The sequence below is a fragment of the Azospirillum sp. Sh1 genome (genome assembly GCF_008365135.1).
Lineage (GTDB): Bacteria > Pseudomonadota > Alphaproteobacteria > Azospirillales > Azospirillaceae > Azospirillum > Azospirillum oryzae.
On the sequence record NZ_VTTK01000001.1, the window covers coordinates 266888 to 282324 of the forward strand.

Below are 15437 nucleotides of genomic sequence, written 5' to 3' on the forward strand. Positions count from 1 at the left end.
GGTCGGCGCCTAGTCCTCGTCGCCGTCCCCATCCCCCAGCAGATAGTCGATGTCGCCGCCGTCGAGCGCGCTGACCAGCCCCTTGCCCTCGATGGTGGCGGCGGACAGGCTGCCCTTGCGGCGCTGGAGGTCGAGGATGCGTTCCTCCACCGTGTTGGCGGCGATCAGCTTGTAGACGAAGACCGGCTTGTCCTGGCCGATGCGATAGGCGCGGTCGGTCGCCTGATCCTCGGCGGCCGGGTTCCACCAGGGATCGTAATGGATCACCGTGTCGGCGGCGGTCAGGTTCAGGCCGCGGCCGCCGGCCTTCAGGCTGATGAGGAAGACCGGAACCTCGCGGTTCTGGAAGCGGTTCACCGGCTCGGCGCGGTCCAGGGTGCGGCCGGTCAGCTCGACATAGGAGATGTGGGCCTTCTCCAGTTCCAGCTTGATGAGGTCGAGCATGGTGGTGAACTGCGAGAAGATCAGGATGCGCCGGCCTTCCGGCACCATCTCCTTCACCATCTCGGTCAGGGCGTGCAGCTTGGCGCTCGGCCGCGCCTTGCCGCCCAAGGCGGCGATGGATTTCAGCAGGCGCGGGTCGCAGCAGACCTGCCGCAGCTTCAAAAGCGCGTCGATCACCGCGATGGCGTTCTGGCCCAGCCCCTTGCCGCTGGCGGCCAGCGCCGCGCGCACCGTCTCGTTCACCGACAGGCGGATGGTCTCGTAGAGGTCGCGCTGGTCGCGTTCCAGGTCGATGCGCACCACCACCTCGGTCTTCGGCGGAAGCTCCTTCGCCACCGCCTCCTTGGTGCGGCGGAGCAGGAAGGGGCGGATGCGGCGCATCAGCAGATTGGCGCGGGTGTTGTCGCCGCGCTTCTCGATCGGCACGCGGTAACGCTTGCCGAAGTCCTTTCGGTCGCCCAGCAGGCCGGGCATCAGGAAGGCGAACTGGCTCCACAGTTCGCCCAGATTGTTCTCCACCGGCGTGCCGGACAGGCAGAGCCGGTGCCGCGCCGGCAGCGCCGCCACTGCGCGGGTCGCCTTGCCGTCGGGGTTCTTGATCGCCTGCGCCTCGTCCAGCACGATCATGTGCCAGGTCAGGCGCTTCAGCAGGTCGACGTCGCGCGCCACCACGCCATAGGTGGTCACGACGATGTGGGCGCGGTCGATCTCCGACAGCTTGCCGTGGCGGTCGATGCCATGCAGCACCACCACCCGCAGATCCGGGGTGAAGCGCTCCGACTCCGCCACCCAGTTCGGCACGAGGCTGGTCGGCACCACGACGAGGCAGGGGTCGGTCAGCCGGCCCTCATGCTCCTCCATCGCGATGTGGGCCAAGGTCTGGGCGGTCTTGCCCAGCCCCATGTCGTCGGCCAGGATGCCGGCGACGTTGTTGGCGCGCAGGCTCTGCATCCAGGCGAGACCGCCGCGCTGGTAATCGCGCAGTTCGCCCTTGAAGCCCGGCGGCGGCGTCATGTCGCCCGGCATCTCGTCGGCGCGCAGGCGCTGGAGGTAGCCGTCGATCTGCGCCGTTTCGTCGCCGCGCCGGGCGATCAGGTCGTCGATGTCCAGCAACGAGTCGGCCTCGGCCAGCGGGACCTTCAGCCGGTCGCCGCTGCTGCGCCCGCTGTCCAGCATCGCTTCCAGGACGCTCAGCAGCCGCTCGATCCGCTCGGCTGGCAGGGCCAGGACATTGCCGTCGTCCAGCACGATGTGGGCCCGGCCGTCGATGACACGGGTGGTCGACAGGCCGCCCTTTTCCACCAACCGGGCAAGGATCGGCAGAAGCGGCTGTCGCTCGCCGTCGATCTCGACGCCGACGTCCAGATCGAACCAGCCGTCGCCGGCATCGCGGACGGCGACCTCGACCTCCGCCCCCGGCTCGATCACCTTGGTGCCGAAATCCGCCCCGACCTCCATGACCCAGCCGGCCTTGGTCAGGGCGGGGACCTCGTTGGTGAGGAAATGCTGCCAGCGCTCCTCCACGTCGCGGCCGGTCAGCCAGTGGACGCGCGAGCCGCGGGCGTTCAAGGCACCCTTCGGCGGCTCGATCCGCGCCTGGGCGAAGCCGAGCCCCGACAGCCGGTCCAGCGCCGCCTGTTCGTCGGCCTTGTCGCGGCGGACGAAGGTAACGTCGCCGAAGTCATCCTCGTATCGGGCGAACTGGCGCTGGTCGTCGGGCTCGATCTCAACCGCGCGGCCGGGTTCGCCATAGTCGAAGGACAGGCGCAGCACGTCGACCAGCCCGTCGGCCGGCGTCACCACGCGGCCGAGGCGTGCGATGATGCGGGGGGAGCGTTCGACGATGGCCGCCGCGTCGGCCGCGCCGCTGCGCACGCCGGGAATGGCGTTGTCGCGGAAGTTGGAGGACGAGATGGACGGCGGCGGCGGGGTGATGCGCGGCATCGACGCCACACCACCGCGCGACGGACCGAACAGGCGGGACGGGGTCGATTTGGACGGAGGCGATTTTGACGGAACCGGCGGTGGCGGAACGGCCTGCACCGGCTTGGCCTTCGGCACCTCCACCACCTGGAGGTCGACCGGGAAGACGGTGCCGGAGGCGCTGTCGACGCACCAATAGGACTGGCCCTTCACCAGCACGCTGCGTTCCGGCAGGCCGGTCGGGCGCAGCTTGCGGGTGGCGGGGTCGCGGAAGGCGCGGACGGTGCGGCCCGGTGCCTCGGCCAGCGGGGTGCCGTCGCGCCAGCGCAGGCGGCCGGTGGACAGCAGGCGGCGCAGCAAGCGGTCGACCGCCTCCCCCCGGCTCTTGGCCACGGGGGTGCGCTCCGTCCCGCCGCCGCCGAGCAGCCGGGCGATGGCACGGTCGGCATCGCCGTCGACAGAGCGCGGCGCCTTGGCCAGCACGTCGCGCGGGCTGGCGGGGCTGGCGTCGGCCGATCCCTCCGCCACGAACTCCACCAGGATATAGCAGGCGACGTCGCCCTGCCCCGGCTCCAGCGTCCAGCGCAGGCTGCGCACCGGCTCCGGCTTCGGCGCCAGGGGTGGAGGCGGGGGCGCCACGCTGCGGATCGGCGGCGGGACCGGTGGGCGGACCAGGGACAGCGGGGGCTTGGGTATTGTAGGCGCAGGTGGCGGTGCTGCCGGCGCCGCAGCCGGCGAAGGCGTCACCGGGACAGGCGGCGGTGGCGGCGGCGGGACCAGCGGCGCCTTCACGTCGGCCACGTCGAACAGGGAGGCGCGGCGCCATTCCGGCCGGCTTTCCAGCGCCAGCATCGCCGCCGCCGCCATATGGGCGCAGGCGTTGCGGCCACAGGTACAGCTGCGGTCGAGCACGATGCTGCGCTTGCCCTGCACCGGCGTCACCGTCACCGACAGCCGGCGGCCAAGATCGCTGACTTCCGCCTCGATCCGGTCGCCGCCGGAAGGACCCAGCGTCACCGCACCGGTCATCATCAGCGTGCGGCCGCGCTGCAGCGTCTTGGCATCGAAGACGCGCGTCAGGTCCTCCTGACCGAAGGGGACGGCGGCGCCACCCGACGAAGGGCCACGCGGCAGGGCATCGAAAAGCGACATGCGGTGCGAGGTGACCAGGCCAAAGCTGACGGAACGGGCGGAACGGAACGGAACGGAAACGGGGCGTCGGTATAGGATCTTGCGCGGCGTGGCGCAAGCCCCAGGCTCAAGCATTGACGCGAACGGCGCCGCATCGGCGGAACCGGGCGCGGCCGTCCGTCATAGCACAGGACGCCACCGGCTTCACCCCGGTTGGTGATTTACCCGCGATTGCCGGGGAACACCCGGCCGGCCAGCTCGCACAGGCTGCCCTCGCTGCCCAACTGATGGGCGGCCCAGCGGATCGTCCCCTCGACGAAGGACGGATCGCCGGCATGGAACAGCAGGGCCAACCCCAGCGCCATCGCCCCCGCCAGCCAGGGGGAAGGACGCAGGCGCGGTACGGAGTCCTTGCGGCTGCTCCACAGGAACAGCAAGGCCGACAGCCCGCCGATCATCAGCCCGGCCACCACCTCCGCCCCCGAATGGGCGGAGACGGCGACACGCGAGGCGCCGATGGCCAGCACCAGCGCCACCGCCGCCAGCGGCAGCGCGATGCGGAGCCAGCGCGATTGGGCATTGCGCGCCGCCAGCGCCGACACCGACCCGTAGAAGACGGCAGAGAAGGCGGCATGGCCGCTGGGGCTGACGAAACGGTCGCCGGCGAACAGCGACGGAAACAGCGGAAAGTCGGGCAGGCCACAGCCATGCCCCACCAGTTTCAGCACCACCATGGCGCCCAGGCACAGCGACAGGGCGAGCAGCCAGCGCAGCGCCAGCGGCGCCGAATGGTGCCGCCACAGCGCGGTCGCATAGAGGGCGGAAAGCGGGACGAGAAGGCTGCTGCTGCCCAGATGGGTGATGGCGCCGCTGGCGGTGGCGAGCATCGGTCCCCCATGGATGCCGGTGATCAGGAACGGCCTTGCCACATGGTGCGGCGCAGCAGGATCGGCAAGAGGACGAGTCGAAAACCCCGCCCCTACCCCTCCAACTGGTCGGCACGGGCGTCGGCGATGACGCAGTTGCGGCCCGACCGCTTGGCTTCGTACAGCGCCTCGTCGGCACGGCGGACCAGCCCTTCGGCGGTGTCGCCCAGCCGGCCGCCGATGGAAATGCCGATGGACACCGTCACGTTGATCTCGCCACGGTCGGACGACACGGTGAAGGGTGTGTCGGCGATGCGCGAGCGCAGGCGCTCGGCGACGATCAGGGCGGCTTCCCCGTCGGTGTCCGGCAGGATGACGACGAACTCCTCGCCACCCAGACGGGCGACGAGGTCGAAGGTGCGCAGGTTGCGGCTGGCGCGGGCGGATACCTCGCGCAGAACCTCGTCGCCGATGGCGTGGCCGTAGGTGTCGTTGACCACCTTGAAATGGTCGATGTCGAACATCAGCACCGACACCGGCTTGTGGCTGTCGATGGCGCGTTCCAACAGCCGGGGCAGATGGGCGTTGACGTAGCGGCGGTTGAAGACGCCGGTCAGGCTGTCGGTCAGCGCCATCGACAGGCTCTGCTCGTAATTGGAGCGCAGACGTTCCTGATAGCGCTTGCGCCGGATCTGGGTGCGGGCGCGGGCCAGCAGTTCGTTCCGGTCGACCGGCTTGATGACGTAATCGTTGGCGCCGAGTTCCAGCCCCTTCGCCACCTGCCCCAGGTCGCCGTCGTCCACCATCAGCAGGATCGGCACCTGCCGCGTGCGCTCGTGCGAGCGAAGCTGCGAACAGAGCCGCAGTCCGTCCTCGTTCAGCAGGGTCAGGCTGACCACCACCAGATCGAGTGGCGTGCCAAGCGCGCGTTCCAGCGCCTTGGCGCCGGTGTCGGCGGAGAACACCACGTTGTGGTCGCGCTGAAGCGTCTCCGTCACCTTTTCCAGGTCGAGGGCGGAATCCTCCAGCACCAGCACGTTGGCGCGCTCGAAGGATTCGCTCAGCATGGTGCCGCTGCGCTCGATGACGCCGAACTGGCCGGACGTGCTTTCGCGCAGCCGCCACTCGTCCATCATCATCTTCAGCCGCACCAGCGAGCGGACGCGCGCGAACAGCGCGATGTCGTTCACCGGCTTGGTCAGGAAATCGTCGGCCCCGGCCTCCAGCCCGCGGACGCGGTCGGCGATGTCCGACAGCGCCGTGACCATCACCACGGGGATATGCATGGTGGCGGGATCGGAGCGGATCTTCTCGCAGACCTCGAACCCGTCCATGCCCGGCATCATGACGTCGAGGAGGACGATGTCCGGCGATTCCTTCCGCACCATCTCAAGCGCGTCGGGTCCGTTGAAGGCCGTCAGAACATTGAAGTACTCGCGCGTCAGCTTTGCCGCGAGCAGCTTCACATTCGGCAGTACATCGTCAACGACAAGGACACGCGCGGACATCGGAAGGAAATTCCTGCAGAATTGCTACAGTGAAAACAGACTCAGCCGAGAAACTTCTTGACTGTTTCGAGGAACCTCACAACCGAAATGGGCTTTGCCACATAATCCTCGCAGCCACCCTGACGGATTTTCTCCTCGTCGCCTTTCATGGCGAATGCGGTGACGGCCACCACCGGAATGCTCCTCAGATCCGGATCGTCCTTGATCCAGCGGGTCACCTCCAGCCCGGAAACCTCCGGCAGCTGGATGTCCATCAGGATCAGGTCGGGGCGGTGCTGACGGGCCAGCCGCATCGCCTCCATGCCTTCGCGGGTCTGCAGCGTGCCGTAGCCGTGCGCTTCGAGCAGGTCATGAAAGAGCTTCATGTTCAGCTCGTTGTCCTCGACGATGAGGACGGTCTTGGTCGGCCCACCACCGGTCGCCAATGGACCGCACGGCTCCGCTGACATGCATCCTCCCTGGGTGTGACCCCCGCGTTCACGCTGTCCATTGCCGGATTGCGTACCACAGTTGCGGGATCGCAGTACCGGTATAGCCCCTTTCTGATTAGGTCGCGACGGTTAAATAGTCGTTACCGGACCGCTGGATGACACCCCTGATGACCGCCGACCGCCCTGCATTCAAACGAAAAACCGCCCACGGCGGACGCGGGCGGCGATCGGTTATCGGCAGTGGCAATATACCGGGATGGAGCCGGGCGGCGGCTCAGGCCGCCCGTCTGGTCCTGCGCTTGGCATCGCGGCGACGGGCACCCTTGGCGCCGTACATCATGGCGTCGGCGCGGCGCATCACCTCGTCCTCGCTGTCGTCGGCGCCATAGGGCTGGGTGCCGACGGAGAAACGGACCGGCAGCGACTGCCCGCCCCATTCCACATGGGTGGCGTCGGCGATGGCGGCCAGTTGGCGGGCGCGGGCGAGGCCGCTGGCGGTGTCGGTGTTGGTCAGCAGCACGGCGAACTCGTCACCGCCCAGCCGGGCGACCACGTCCTCCTGGCGGACATTGCCGACGATCATCCGCGCCACCTGCCGCAGATAGGCATCGCCGGCCACATGGCCGTGGGTGTCGTTGATGGCCTTGAAACCGTCCAGGTCGATCATGACCAGCAGCCCGCCGGCGGACCCGTTGCGGCGGGCGGACGCCAGCTCGCGCCGGAAGTGGCTGTAGAAGCCGCGCCGGTTCAGGAGGCCGGTCAACTCGTCCGTCATCGTCAGGCTTTCCAGGTAGGCGATGCGCTCATGCAGTTCGGCGATCGTCTCCTTGGCTTCGGCGAGTAGCGCGATCGTCTCGTCCAGCGTCTGGCGCTCGGTCCCCCGCAGAAGCCCGACACGCGAAGCCAACGCGACCGGCGACCATCCGGCCGGCACGTCGAAACGGTCGGAGGTGTGGTGCTTCAGGTCCAGGGCGGCGACGATGGCGTTCATGGGGTCGGCTCCTCTGATGAAGGTCGGAACACTTCGCTCCTACCCAAGCAACCGCTGTGCCAACCCGCCGCACCCCGCAGATACCAAGCATTTTATGCATTTCCGGCGGATTGCGCCGCCGGATCATCGGCAGGGGGTGGAGCCTATTTCCCACTGGACCGGCATCTTCTGCCCACCCCATCCGTTCGGGGCAGGAAATCCCTGCCGGTGTGGGGCGGCCGGAACGCCGGCCCGGCAAAAGGCCCCCCCCCACCCGTCACACCACCCGATCCGGCGCCGGCCGGCCGGCCGTCACCGCGTCGATGTTGTCCAGCGCCTTGAATCCCATGGCATTCCGCGTTTCCACCGTGGCGCTGCCCAGATGCGGCAGCAGGAATGCGTTGGGCAAATCGCGATAGCCGGGATGCAGGTTCGGTTCGTTCTCGAAGACGTCGAGCCCGGCGGACGCCAACCGCCCGGCCTTCAGCGCGTCGATCACCGCATCGTCGTCCACCACGCTGCCGCGCGCCGTGTTGACGAGGATGGCCCCCGGCGGCAGCCGTCCGATCCGTTCGGCGTTCAGCCAATGTCGGGTTTCCGCCGTGGCCGGAAAGTGAAGCGACAGGACATCGCACACCGGCAGCATCGCCTCCGGGTCGGCATGATGGATGGCGCCCAGTTCGAGCTCCGGCGGCAGACGGCGGCGGTTGCTGTAATGGATGGTCAAGCCGAAGGCGCGGGCGCGCGCCGCCACCGCCTGCCCGATGCGGCCCATGCCGATTATGCCCAGCCGCTTGCCGCCGACATGGGTGCCCATCAACTGGGTCGGCGTCCAGCCGGTCCAGGCGTTGGCGCGGATCATCCGCTCGCCCTCCGAGGCGCGGCGCGCGGCACCCAGCAGCAGAAGCAGCGCGATGTCGGCGGTGGCATCGGTCAGCACGTCGGGCGTGTTGGTGACGGTCAGGCCGCGGGCGCGCGCCGCCTCAAGGTCGATGTGGTCGGTCCCGACCGAGAAGGTCGCCAGCACCCGCACCCGCTGCGGCAGCGCCGCGATGGCGGCGGCGTCCAGCCGGTCGCCGGCACAGCAGAGCACCGCGTCGGCCCCAACCTCCGCCGCGCGGGCCGCGATCTCCGTCCCGCTGAAGGCGCGGTCATCCGGATTGAGCACCGCCCGGTAATCGCGCGAGGCCCGCGCCTCCACCGCATCGGGAAGACGGCGGGTCAGCAGCAGCACCGGGCGGGTGTCGGGACTGGAGGCGGGGCGGGAGGCGGGACTGTCCGACTGCGCCGCAAGCGGCAACTCGGCAGGGCTTGTCATTCCGGCGGTTCCCTTCCATTGATTAGGACATTCGGGTGGCGGGCCTTTCGGACCGCGGAAAAAACACCCATACTTCACCAAGAGCCGTCAATCACCTGTGGATCCCGTCTTGCTCGACCGTCTTTCCGCCTTTCCGGCAACCGTCGGCGCGGTCCTCGCGGCCGCCGTTTCCACCGGTGCGCTCCTTGCGGCCTCCCCCGTCCTGGCTCAGCCGGCCGCGACCTCCATGGCGGCGGTGGCGGCCAGGATCCAGCCGCACCGGGCGATCTACACCATGTCGCTCGCCTCGGCGCGCAACGGGTCGAAGGTCAGCGACGTTCGCGGCCGCATGATGTTCGAATGGGCCGACGCCTGCGACGGCTGGACGACGGAGCAGCGCTTCCAGCTGCGCTTCGTCTACAGCGAAGGCGACGACATGGCGATGAACACCAACTACACCACCTGGGAATCGAAGGACGGACTGCGCTACCGCTTCAACGTCCGCAAGCTGGTCAACGGCGAGGTGGACGAGGAGGTGCGCGGCGAGGCGAACCTGAACCGCGACGGCGCCGGCACCGCCCAGTTCACCAAGCCCGAACCGCAGGAGATGGATCTGCCGGCCGGCACCATGTTCCCGACCGCCCACACGCTGGCGATCCTGGACCATGCCGAGCGGAAGGACCCCTTCTTCACCCGCACCATCTTCGACGGGTCCGACGCGGAAGGGCCGACCGAGGTATCGACCGTCGTCGGCAAGCCCGGCGCGCCGAAGGACGGCGGCAAGGATCCGCTGCTGAAGGTGGGCAAGGCCTGGCCGGTCCGCATGGCCTTTTTCCCGACCCAGAGCGATTCGGCCCAGCCAGAATATGAGATGAGCCTGCATCTGCTGGAAAACGGCATCGCCGAGTCCATGCAGATCGACTATGGCGATTTCACCGTCAACGCGGTGCTGGACAAGATCGAGGCGCTGCCGAAGTCGGGATGTTGACGCCACGGCAACGGCCCGTGACATTTCACACCGGCTTTGCCGATCCTGGGGATGTCCGGTGGTTTCCCTGTTGATCGCGACTCGCCGCTGCGCTTAACTGTGGGTTGAGGTTTTGCGCAACTGGCCGGGATTCGCCCACGGGCAACCGGCCGTCCGAGGGTTTATCCGTCATGAGTAAGAAGCATGTCCAGATCGGGCAGGTTTTCCAACCGGTCGGCAGCGCCGGCGGCCGCGGTTGGCGGGTGACGGCAACGGTCAACCTGCTGGGCATTCCGCATGCCCGCGTCGTCAGCACCGAAGACGAGGGCGTGTCGAAGACCCTGAGCTGCTCGGTCCTCGCCGACACCAGCCACTATCGCCTGATCGCCTCGGCACCGGCCGATGGGATGGCGGCGTAAAGGGCGCGGTTCAGCGGACGTTATTCGACGCCGTCATTCCGACACCGGCATGACGTCCGCTGCCTACTCTTCCCCCCGCCGTTCGCGCAGCTTGGCCCAATAGTCCAGCCGCTTGCGCAGGTCGCGTTCGAATCCGCGTTCCACTGGCTGGTAGAACTCGCGCCGCGCCATCCCTTCGGGGAAGTAATTCTGGCCGGAGAAGCCCTCCGCCGTGTCGTGGTCGTACTCGTATCCCTTGCCGTAGCCGATGGTCTTCATCAGCTTGGTCGGCGCGTTCAGGATATGCTTGGGCGGCATCAGCGAACCGGTTTCCTTCGCCGCGCGCACCGCCGATTTGTAGGCCGTATAGCCGGAATTCGACTTCGGCGCCGTCCCCAGATAGATCACCAGCTGCGCCAGGGCCAGTTCGCCCTCCGGGCTGCCCAGCCGCTCATAGGCTTCCCAGGCGGCGATGGCCTGGGTCAGGGCATTGGGATCGGCCAGCCCGACATCCTCCACCGCGAAACGGGTCAGGCGCCGCGCGATGTAACGCGGGTCCTCCCCGCCATCCAGCATGCGGCTGTACCAGTAGAGCGCCGCGTCGGTGTCCGACCCGCGCAGCGACTTGTGCAGGGCGCTGATGAGGTTGTAATGCCCCTCCTGCGCCTTGTCGTAGAGCGGCGCGCGGCGCTGGATGGTGGCGGCGAGCGCGTTGGTGTCCAGCACCGTCTCGCCCGGCAGCGCGAACAGCTCCTCGCACAGGTTCAGGCAGAAGCGGCCGTCGCCGTCGGCCATCGCCTTCACCGCGGCGCGCGCATCGGCGTCCAGCGGCAGCGGCCGGCCCATCTCCGCCTCCGCCCGCGACAACAGCTTTTCCAGCGCCGCGTCGTCCAAGCGGTTCAGCACGAACACCTGAGCCCGCGACAGCAAGGCGGCGTTCAGTTCGAAGGACGGATTCTCGGTGGTGGCCCCCACCAGCGTGACGGTGCCGTCCTCGACGAAGGGCAGGAAGCCGTCCTGCTGCGACCGGTTGAAGCGGTGGATCTCGTCGATGAACAGCAGAGTGCCCTGCCCCGCCACCCGCCGGGCGCGGGCGGCGTCGAAGACCTTGCGGAGGTCGGCGACGCCGGAGAAGACCGCCGACAGCGGTTCGAAATGCAGGTCGGTGCTGTGGGCCAGCAGGCGGGCGATGGTGGTCTTGCCGCAGCCGGGCGGCCCCCACAGGATCATGGAGGCCAGCCGCCGCGCCGCGACCATGCGGCCCAGCGGCCCGTCGGGCTTCAGCAGATGGTCCTGCCCGACCACCTCGCCCAGCGTGCGCGGACGCAGCCGGTCGGCGAGCGGGCGGGGAGCCGCCGACTCGAACAGCCCGGCATCCCCGCCCGACTCGCCGCGCTTCGCCATGATGAATGCCTCAGCGCGGCGCGCCGCAGCGCTGGTAGCACTGCTTCAGCTGATAGCTGCAGTTGTCGGTCGGGCTGAAGGGGGTCGAATCGGTGCGGTCGATGCCGCCCTGGTTGCGCGCGGCGACCGAATCCATGCACACATTGTGGCTGCGCTCGCACTGGGCCTGACAGGAGGCGCCGGCGCCGGTGCCACCGTCGATCCGCAGCGACTGGTCGTCGGCACCGCCGCGCGGGGTGGACGGTCCGGGGACCACGGTGACGGTGGGCGCCGGACCGGAGGCGGCAGGGCGCGACGCCGGGTGGTCGGCGCAGGCCGACAGGCCGAGAAGGGCCACAGCCACAAGCGGGGCGATGAGACGGACCGGACGGAACTTAGCCACGACGGCTCCTATTCTTCTTGTTGTGAGGACGGCCATGGGCATGACGGAATGCCACACCCCTCTGGACCATCCCCCGTTCGGCCCCCACTATGCCGATATCAGCTGTAAGAAGGGAATGACTGAAATGACTCCGAAATCGGACGGCAGACCGCCGCGCAACCGGTCCCTGCGACTGCTGCTGGCGCTGCTTGTCCTTGGACTCGTCATGCTGGCGTCGCGCGTGATGGCGCTGCCCAACATCGGCATGGCCGAGATGATCATCCCGATGCTGGGCGGACTGTTCGTAGCGGTCGCCATCGTCCTGATCGTGCGCCGCGACCGCGCCGACCGCGACGCCCTGCCCCCGTCCCGCCGCGACCGCCAGGACCAGGGCATGCCGGACTGAGTCGTTCAGACGAACTTGAAGCTGAGCAGGCCGCCGACCACCACGACCAACAGGACGGTGGCCACCAGCATCAGCCGCTTCTCGATGATGTGCTGAACCTGCGGTCCGTAGAAATGCAGCAGGATGGCGATCATGTAGAATCGGGAAAAGCGCGCGACGATCGAACAGAGGATGAAGACCGTCAGGTCCAGATGGGCGAATCCGGCGGTGATCGTCAGCAGCTTGTACGGGATCGGCGTTACGCCCTTCAGGATCAGGAACCAGGGACCGAACTCGGTGAACATCTCCTGGAAGTGATGGAACGACTCCTGCGCATTGTAGAAGTCGATGATCATCCGCCCGATGCTCTCGAACAGATAAAAGCCCAGCGCGTAGCCCAGCAGGCCGCCCAGTAGCGACGCGAAGGCGCAGATGTTGGTGTAGAACCAAAGTCGCTTCGGCTTCTCCAGGCACATCGGCACCAGCATCACGTCCGGCGGCAATGGGAAGAAGGAGCTTTCGGCGAAGGAGATCGCCGACATCCACCAGACGGCATCGTCGCGGGCGGACAGGCGCTGGAGGCGCGTGTAAAGGGAACGCAACATTCGACCGGCCACATAAGAGAAAACCCTTCCTTCGGGGGTGCCCGAAGGAAGGGTCTAACATATCACCGATATCGGCGGTTCCGTCCTGCACGACATGGGGCCCTGAGGCCCGATGCCGCACAGTCAGGATAACCGGCGCGATGCCCGGTCATATCACTCAGCGGTCTCGGCCTCGGCCTCGACGGCATCCTGCGTCGGGCCCGAATCCTGGCCCTTGGCGGAAACGTCGCGGTCGACCAGCTCGAACACCGCCATGTCGGCGGCGTCGCCGTAGCGGAAGCCGGCCTTCAGGACGCGGCTGTAGCCACCCTGGCGATCCTTGTAGCGGTCGGCCAGCACCGTGAACAGCTTGGTGACCGTGTCGTTGTCGCGCAGCTGCGCGAAGGCCAGACGACGGTTGGCCAGGCCACCCTTCTTGCCGAGCGTGATCAGCTTGTCGACGATCGGACGCAGGTCCTTCGCCTTCGGCAGGGTGGTGGTGATCTGCTCGTGCTTGATCACCGCGTTCGCCATGTTCGAGAACATGGCCTTGCGGTGGCTGCTGGTCTTGCTGAACTTACGTCCCGAAACGCCGTGACGCATGGCGGTCCTCCTTCATGGCATGACCCCCCTCGGGGAGCCGATCGTGAACCCCGCCGCCCAGTCATAACGCTGGTACGGCCATGGGGTCGGGCCGTTTCGGCCCTGGGAAACGCGCCCTCCCCGCCCGTGGACGGGAAGGACGCGGAAACAAGCGAGATGCTTAGTACGGCTCTTCCAGACGCTTGGCCAGCTCTTCGATGTTCTCCGGCGGCCAGTTCGGGATTTCCATACCCAGGTGCAGGCCCATCTGGGACAGCACTTCCTTGATCTCGTTCAGCGACTTGCGGCCGAAGTTCGGGGTGCGGAGCATTTCCGCTTCCGTCTTCTGCACCAAGTCGCCGATGTAGACGATGTTGTCGTTCTTCAGGCAGTTGGCCGAACGGACCGACAGTTCCAGCTCGTCCACCTTGCGGAGCAGGTTCTTGTTGAACGGAACCTCCTCGTGCTTCTCCTCGGAGACGGCGTGCGTCGGCTCCTCGAAGTTGATGAACAGCTGCAGCTGGTCCTGCAGGATGCGGGCGGCCAGGGCCACCGCGTCGTCCGGCTTGACCGAACCGTTGGTCTCCACCGTCATCGACAGGCGGTCATAGTCGGTGACCTGCCCGACGCGGGCATTGTCGACCTTGTAGGACACCTTGCGGACCGGGGAGAACAGGGCGTCGATCGGGATCAGGCCGATGGGCGCGTCTTCCGGACGGTTCTGGCTGGCCGGGACATAGCCCTTGCCGGTCTCGACCGTCAGTTCCATGTTCAGCCGCGCGCCGTTGTCCAGCGTGCAGATGACCAGTTCCGGATCCATGACCTGGATGTCGGGACCGGTCTCGATCATGCCGGCCTTGACCTCGCCCGGGCCTTCGGCGCGCAGGCGCATGCGCTTCGGGCCGTCGCCGCCCATGCGCAGACCCATCGTCTTGATGTTCAGGACGATGTCGGTCACGTCCTCGCGGACGCCGGGGATGGAGGAGAACTCGTGCAGCACGCCGTCGATATGGATCGACGTGACCGCGGCGCCCTGCAGCGAGGAGAGCAGGATGCGGCGCAGGGCATTGCCCAGGGTCAGACCGAAGCCGCGTTCCAGCGGTTCGGCGACCACGGTCGCGAAACGGTCGGCGTCGTCACCGGGCTGGATGTCCAGCTTGCTCGGCTTAATCAGTTCCTGCCAGTTCTTCTGAAGCACGGATCGACCTCAAGATGCCATCGGGTGAACACGAACCCGCGGGGCCCGAACCATTCCCATGCTGAGGGGACCGCGATGGCTGCGGCCCCCTGTCCCGGAATGGCTGGTCCCCGCGGGTGCGGAAACAATGCTGAATCAGACGCGACGCTTCTTCGGCGGGCGAACGCCGTTGTGCGGGATCGGCGTGACGTCGCGGATCGACGTGATCTGGAAGCCGATCGACTGCAGGGCGCGCAGGGCGGACTCACGCCCCGAACCCGGACCCTTCACTTCGACTTCCAGGGTCTTCATGCCGTGTTCCTGGGCCTTGCGGCCGGCGTCCTCGGCAGCGACCTGGGCGGCGTAGGGCGTCGACTTGCGCGAACCCTTGAAGCCCATGGTGCCCGACGACGACCAGGCAATGGTGTTGCCCTGCGCGTCGGTGATGGTGATCATCGTGTTGTTGAACGAGGCGTTCACATGAGCGACGCCGGCGGTGATGTTCTTGCGCTCGCGACGACGCAGGCGCTGAGAAGCGGCGGAGGGCTTGGCCATTTTGCGTTCGTCCTCTTACTTCTTCTTGCCGGCGATCGGCTTGGCCGGACCCTTGCGGGTGCGGGCGTTCGTGTGCGTGCGCTGACCGCGGACCGGCAGGCCCTTGCGGTGACGCAGGCCACGGTAGCAGCCCAGGTCCATCAGACGCTTGATGTTCATGGCGACTTCACGACGAAGATCGCCCTCGACGCGGTAGTCGGCGTCGATGGTCTCGCGGATCTTCAGGACTTCGTCGTCCGTCAGCTCGTTCACGCGACGCTCGGCCGGGATTTCCAGCTTCGCGCAGATTTCCTTGGCCTTGAAGGGGCCGATGCCATGGATGTAGGTCAACCCGATCTCCACGCGCTTCTGCGCGGGGATGTTGACGCCAGCGATACGCGCCACGCTGCTCTCCTCGATCTCGATATCTCAACGGCAGCCCGTCGGGCCGCCTACACACCGAGCAAATCCCGCC

General features: G+C 67.6%; 16 protein-coding genes. 3 read left to right on the top strand and 13 right to left on the bottom strand.

The window, feature by feature from the left end; translation table 11 throughout:
- Nucleotides 1-9: 9 nt before the first annotated feature.
- The 6 genes from FZ029_RS01255 to FZ029_RS01280 all read right to left on the bottom strand — a co-directional run bounded on the left by FZ029_RS01255 (nucleotide 10) and on the right by FZ029_RS01280 (nucleotide 8591).
- Nucleotides 10-3519, bottom strand: coding sequence for a DEAD/DEAH box helicase (locus FZ029_RS01255; protein ID WP_149267713.1), 3510 nt, complete (start codon nucleotides 3517-3519; stop codon nucleotides 10-12).
- Nucleotides 3520-3719: 200 nt separating this feature from the next.
- Nucleotides 3720-4385: a phosphatase PAP2 family protein gene (locus tag FZ029_RS01260; protein WP_149267714.1), complete on the bottom strand. Its 666-nt coding sequence runs from the start codon at nucleotides 4383-4385 to the stop codon at nucleotides 3720-3722.
- A gap of 92 nt (nucleotides 4386-4477) precedes the next feature.
- Nucleotides 4478-5872, bottom strand: coding sequence for a PleD family two-component system response regulator (locus FZ029_RS01265; RefSeq protein WP_149267715.1), 1395 nt, complete (start codon nucleotides 5870-5872; stop codon nucleotides 4478-4480).
- A 41-nt stretch (nucleotides 5873-5913) separates the two neighbouring features.
- Complete coding sequence (locus FZ029_RS01270; protein ID WP_149198346.1) at nucleotides 5914-6321, bottom strand: response regulator; 408 nt, start codon at nucleotides 6319-6321, stop codon at nucleotides 5914-5916.
- Between the two features lie 256 nt (nucleotides 6322-6577).
- Nucleotides 6578-7294, bottom strand: coding sequence for a GGDEF domain-containing protein (locus FZ029_RS01275; protein WP_149198345.1), 717 nt, complete (start codon nucleotides 7292-7294; stop codon nucleotides 6578-6580).
- 256 nt (nucleotides 7295-7550) lie between these two features.
- Nucleotides 7551-8591 (bottom strand): D-glycerate dehydrogenase, encoded by a 1041-nt coding sequence (locus FZ029_RS01280; RefSeq protein ID WP_247892090.1) that lies wholly within the window; start codon nucleotides 8589-8591, stop codon nucleotides 7551-7553.
- A 109-nt stretch (nucleotides 8592-8700) separates the two neighbouring features.
- Here FZ029_RS01280 and FZ029_RS01285 point away from each other — a divergent pair, with 109 nt between their 5' ends.
- Together FZ029_RS01285 and FZ029_RS01290 are read left to right on the top strand one after the other, a co-directional pair.
- Nucleotides 8701-9558 carry a cell envelope integrity EipB family protein gene (locus tag FZ029_RS01285; RefSeq protein WP_247892091.1) on the top strand — a complete coding sequence of 286 codons (858 nt, stop codon included), beginning with the start codon at nucleotides 8701-8703 and terminating at the stop codon, nucleotides 9556-9558.
- Nucleotides 9559-9728: 170 nt separating this feature from the next.
- The gene (locus FZ029_RS01290) at nucleotides 9729-9956 is read left to right on the top strand and encodes a hypothetical protein (RefSeq protein WP_098739542.1); all 228 of its coding nucleotides are present in this window, start codon (nucleotides 9729-9731) and stop codon (nucleotides 9954-9956) included.
- A 63-nt stretch (nucleotides 9957-10019) separates the two neighbouring features.
- Here the strand turns inward: FZ029_RS01290 and FZ029_RS01295 are convergent, their stop codons facing one another.
- Complete coding sequence (locus FZ029_RS01295) at nucleotides 10020-11339, bottom strand: replication-associated recombination protein A (RefSeq protein ID WP_149267717.1); 1320 nt, start codon at nucleotides 11337-11339, stop codon at nucleotides 10020-10022.
- Nucleotides 11340-11349: 10 nt separating this feature from the next.
- Nucleotides 11350-11721: a hypothetical protein gene (locus FZ029_RS32845; RefSeq protein WP_174757253.1), complete on the bottom strand. Its 372-nt coding sequence runs from the start codon at nucleotides 11719-11721 to the stop codon at nucleotides 11350-11352.
- Nucleotides 11722-11845: 124 nt separating this feature from the next.
- Between FZ029_RS32845 and FZ029_RS01305 the strand changes: the two genes are divergently transcribed.
- Complete coding sequence (locus FZ029_RS01305; RefSeq protein ID WP_149267718.1) at nucleotides 11846-12106, top strand: hypothetical protein; 261 nt, start codon at nucleotides 11846-11848, stop codon at nucleotides 12104-12106.
- Nucleotides 12107-12111: 5 nt separating this feature from the next.
- Here FZ029_RS01305 and FZ029_RS01310 read toward each other — a convergent pair whose 3' ends face one another.
- The 5 genes from FZ029_RS01310 to rpsM all read right to left on the bottom strand — a co-directional run bounded on the left by FZ029_RS01310 (nucleotide 12112) and on the right by rpsM (nucleotide 15367).
- Complete coding sequence (locus tag FZ029_RS01310; RefSeq protein WP_149198341.1) at nucleotides 12112-12690, bottom strand: YqaA family protein; 579 nt, start codon at nucleotides 12688-12690, stop codon at nucleotides 12112-12114.
- 153 nt (nucleotides 12691-12843) lie between these two features.
- Nucleotides 12844-13272, bottom strand: coding sequence for a 50S ribosomal protein L17 (gene rplQ / locus FZ029_RS01315; RefSeq protein ID WP_109073821.1), 429 nt, complete (start codon nucleotides 13270-13272; stop codon nucleotides 12844-12846).
- A 160-nt stretch (nucleotides 13273-13432) separates the two neighbouring features.
- Nucleotides 13433-14449 carry a DNA-directed RNA polymerase subunit alpha gene (locus tag FZ029_RS01320; protein ID WP_085089782.1) on the bottom strand — a complete coding sequence of 339 codons (1017 nt, stop codon included), beginning with the start codon at nucleotides 14447-14449 and terminating at the stop codon, nucleotides 13433-13435.
- A gap of 135 nt (nucleotides 14450-14584) precedes the next feature.
- Entirely contained in the window at nucleotides 14585-14983 is a 399-nt protein-coding gene (gene rpsK, locus FZ029_RS01325; RefSeq protein ID WP_012974490.1) for a 30S ribosomal protein S11, read from the bottom strand.
- Between the two features lie 15 nt (nucleotides 14984-14998).
- Nucleotides 14999-15367, bottom strand: a complete 369-nt coding sequence (rpsM, locus tag FZ029_RS01330) for a 30S ribosomal protein S13 (protein WP_012974491.1) — start codon at nucleotides 15365-15367, stop codon at nucleotides 14999-15001.
- Nucleotides 15368-15437 lie beyond the last annotated feature (70 nt).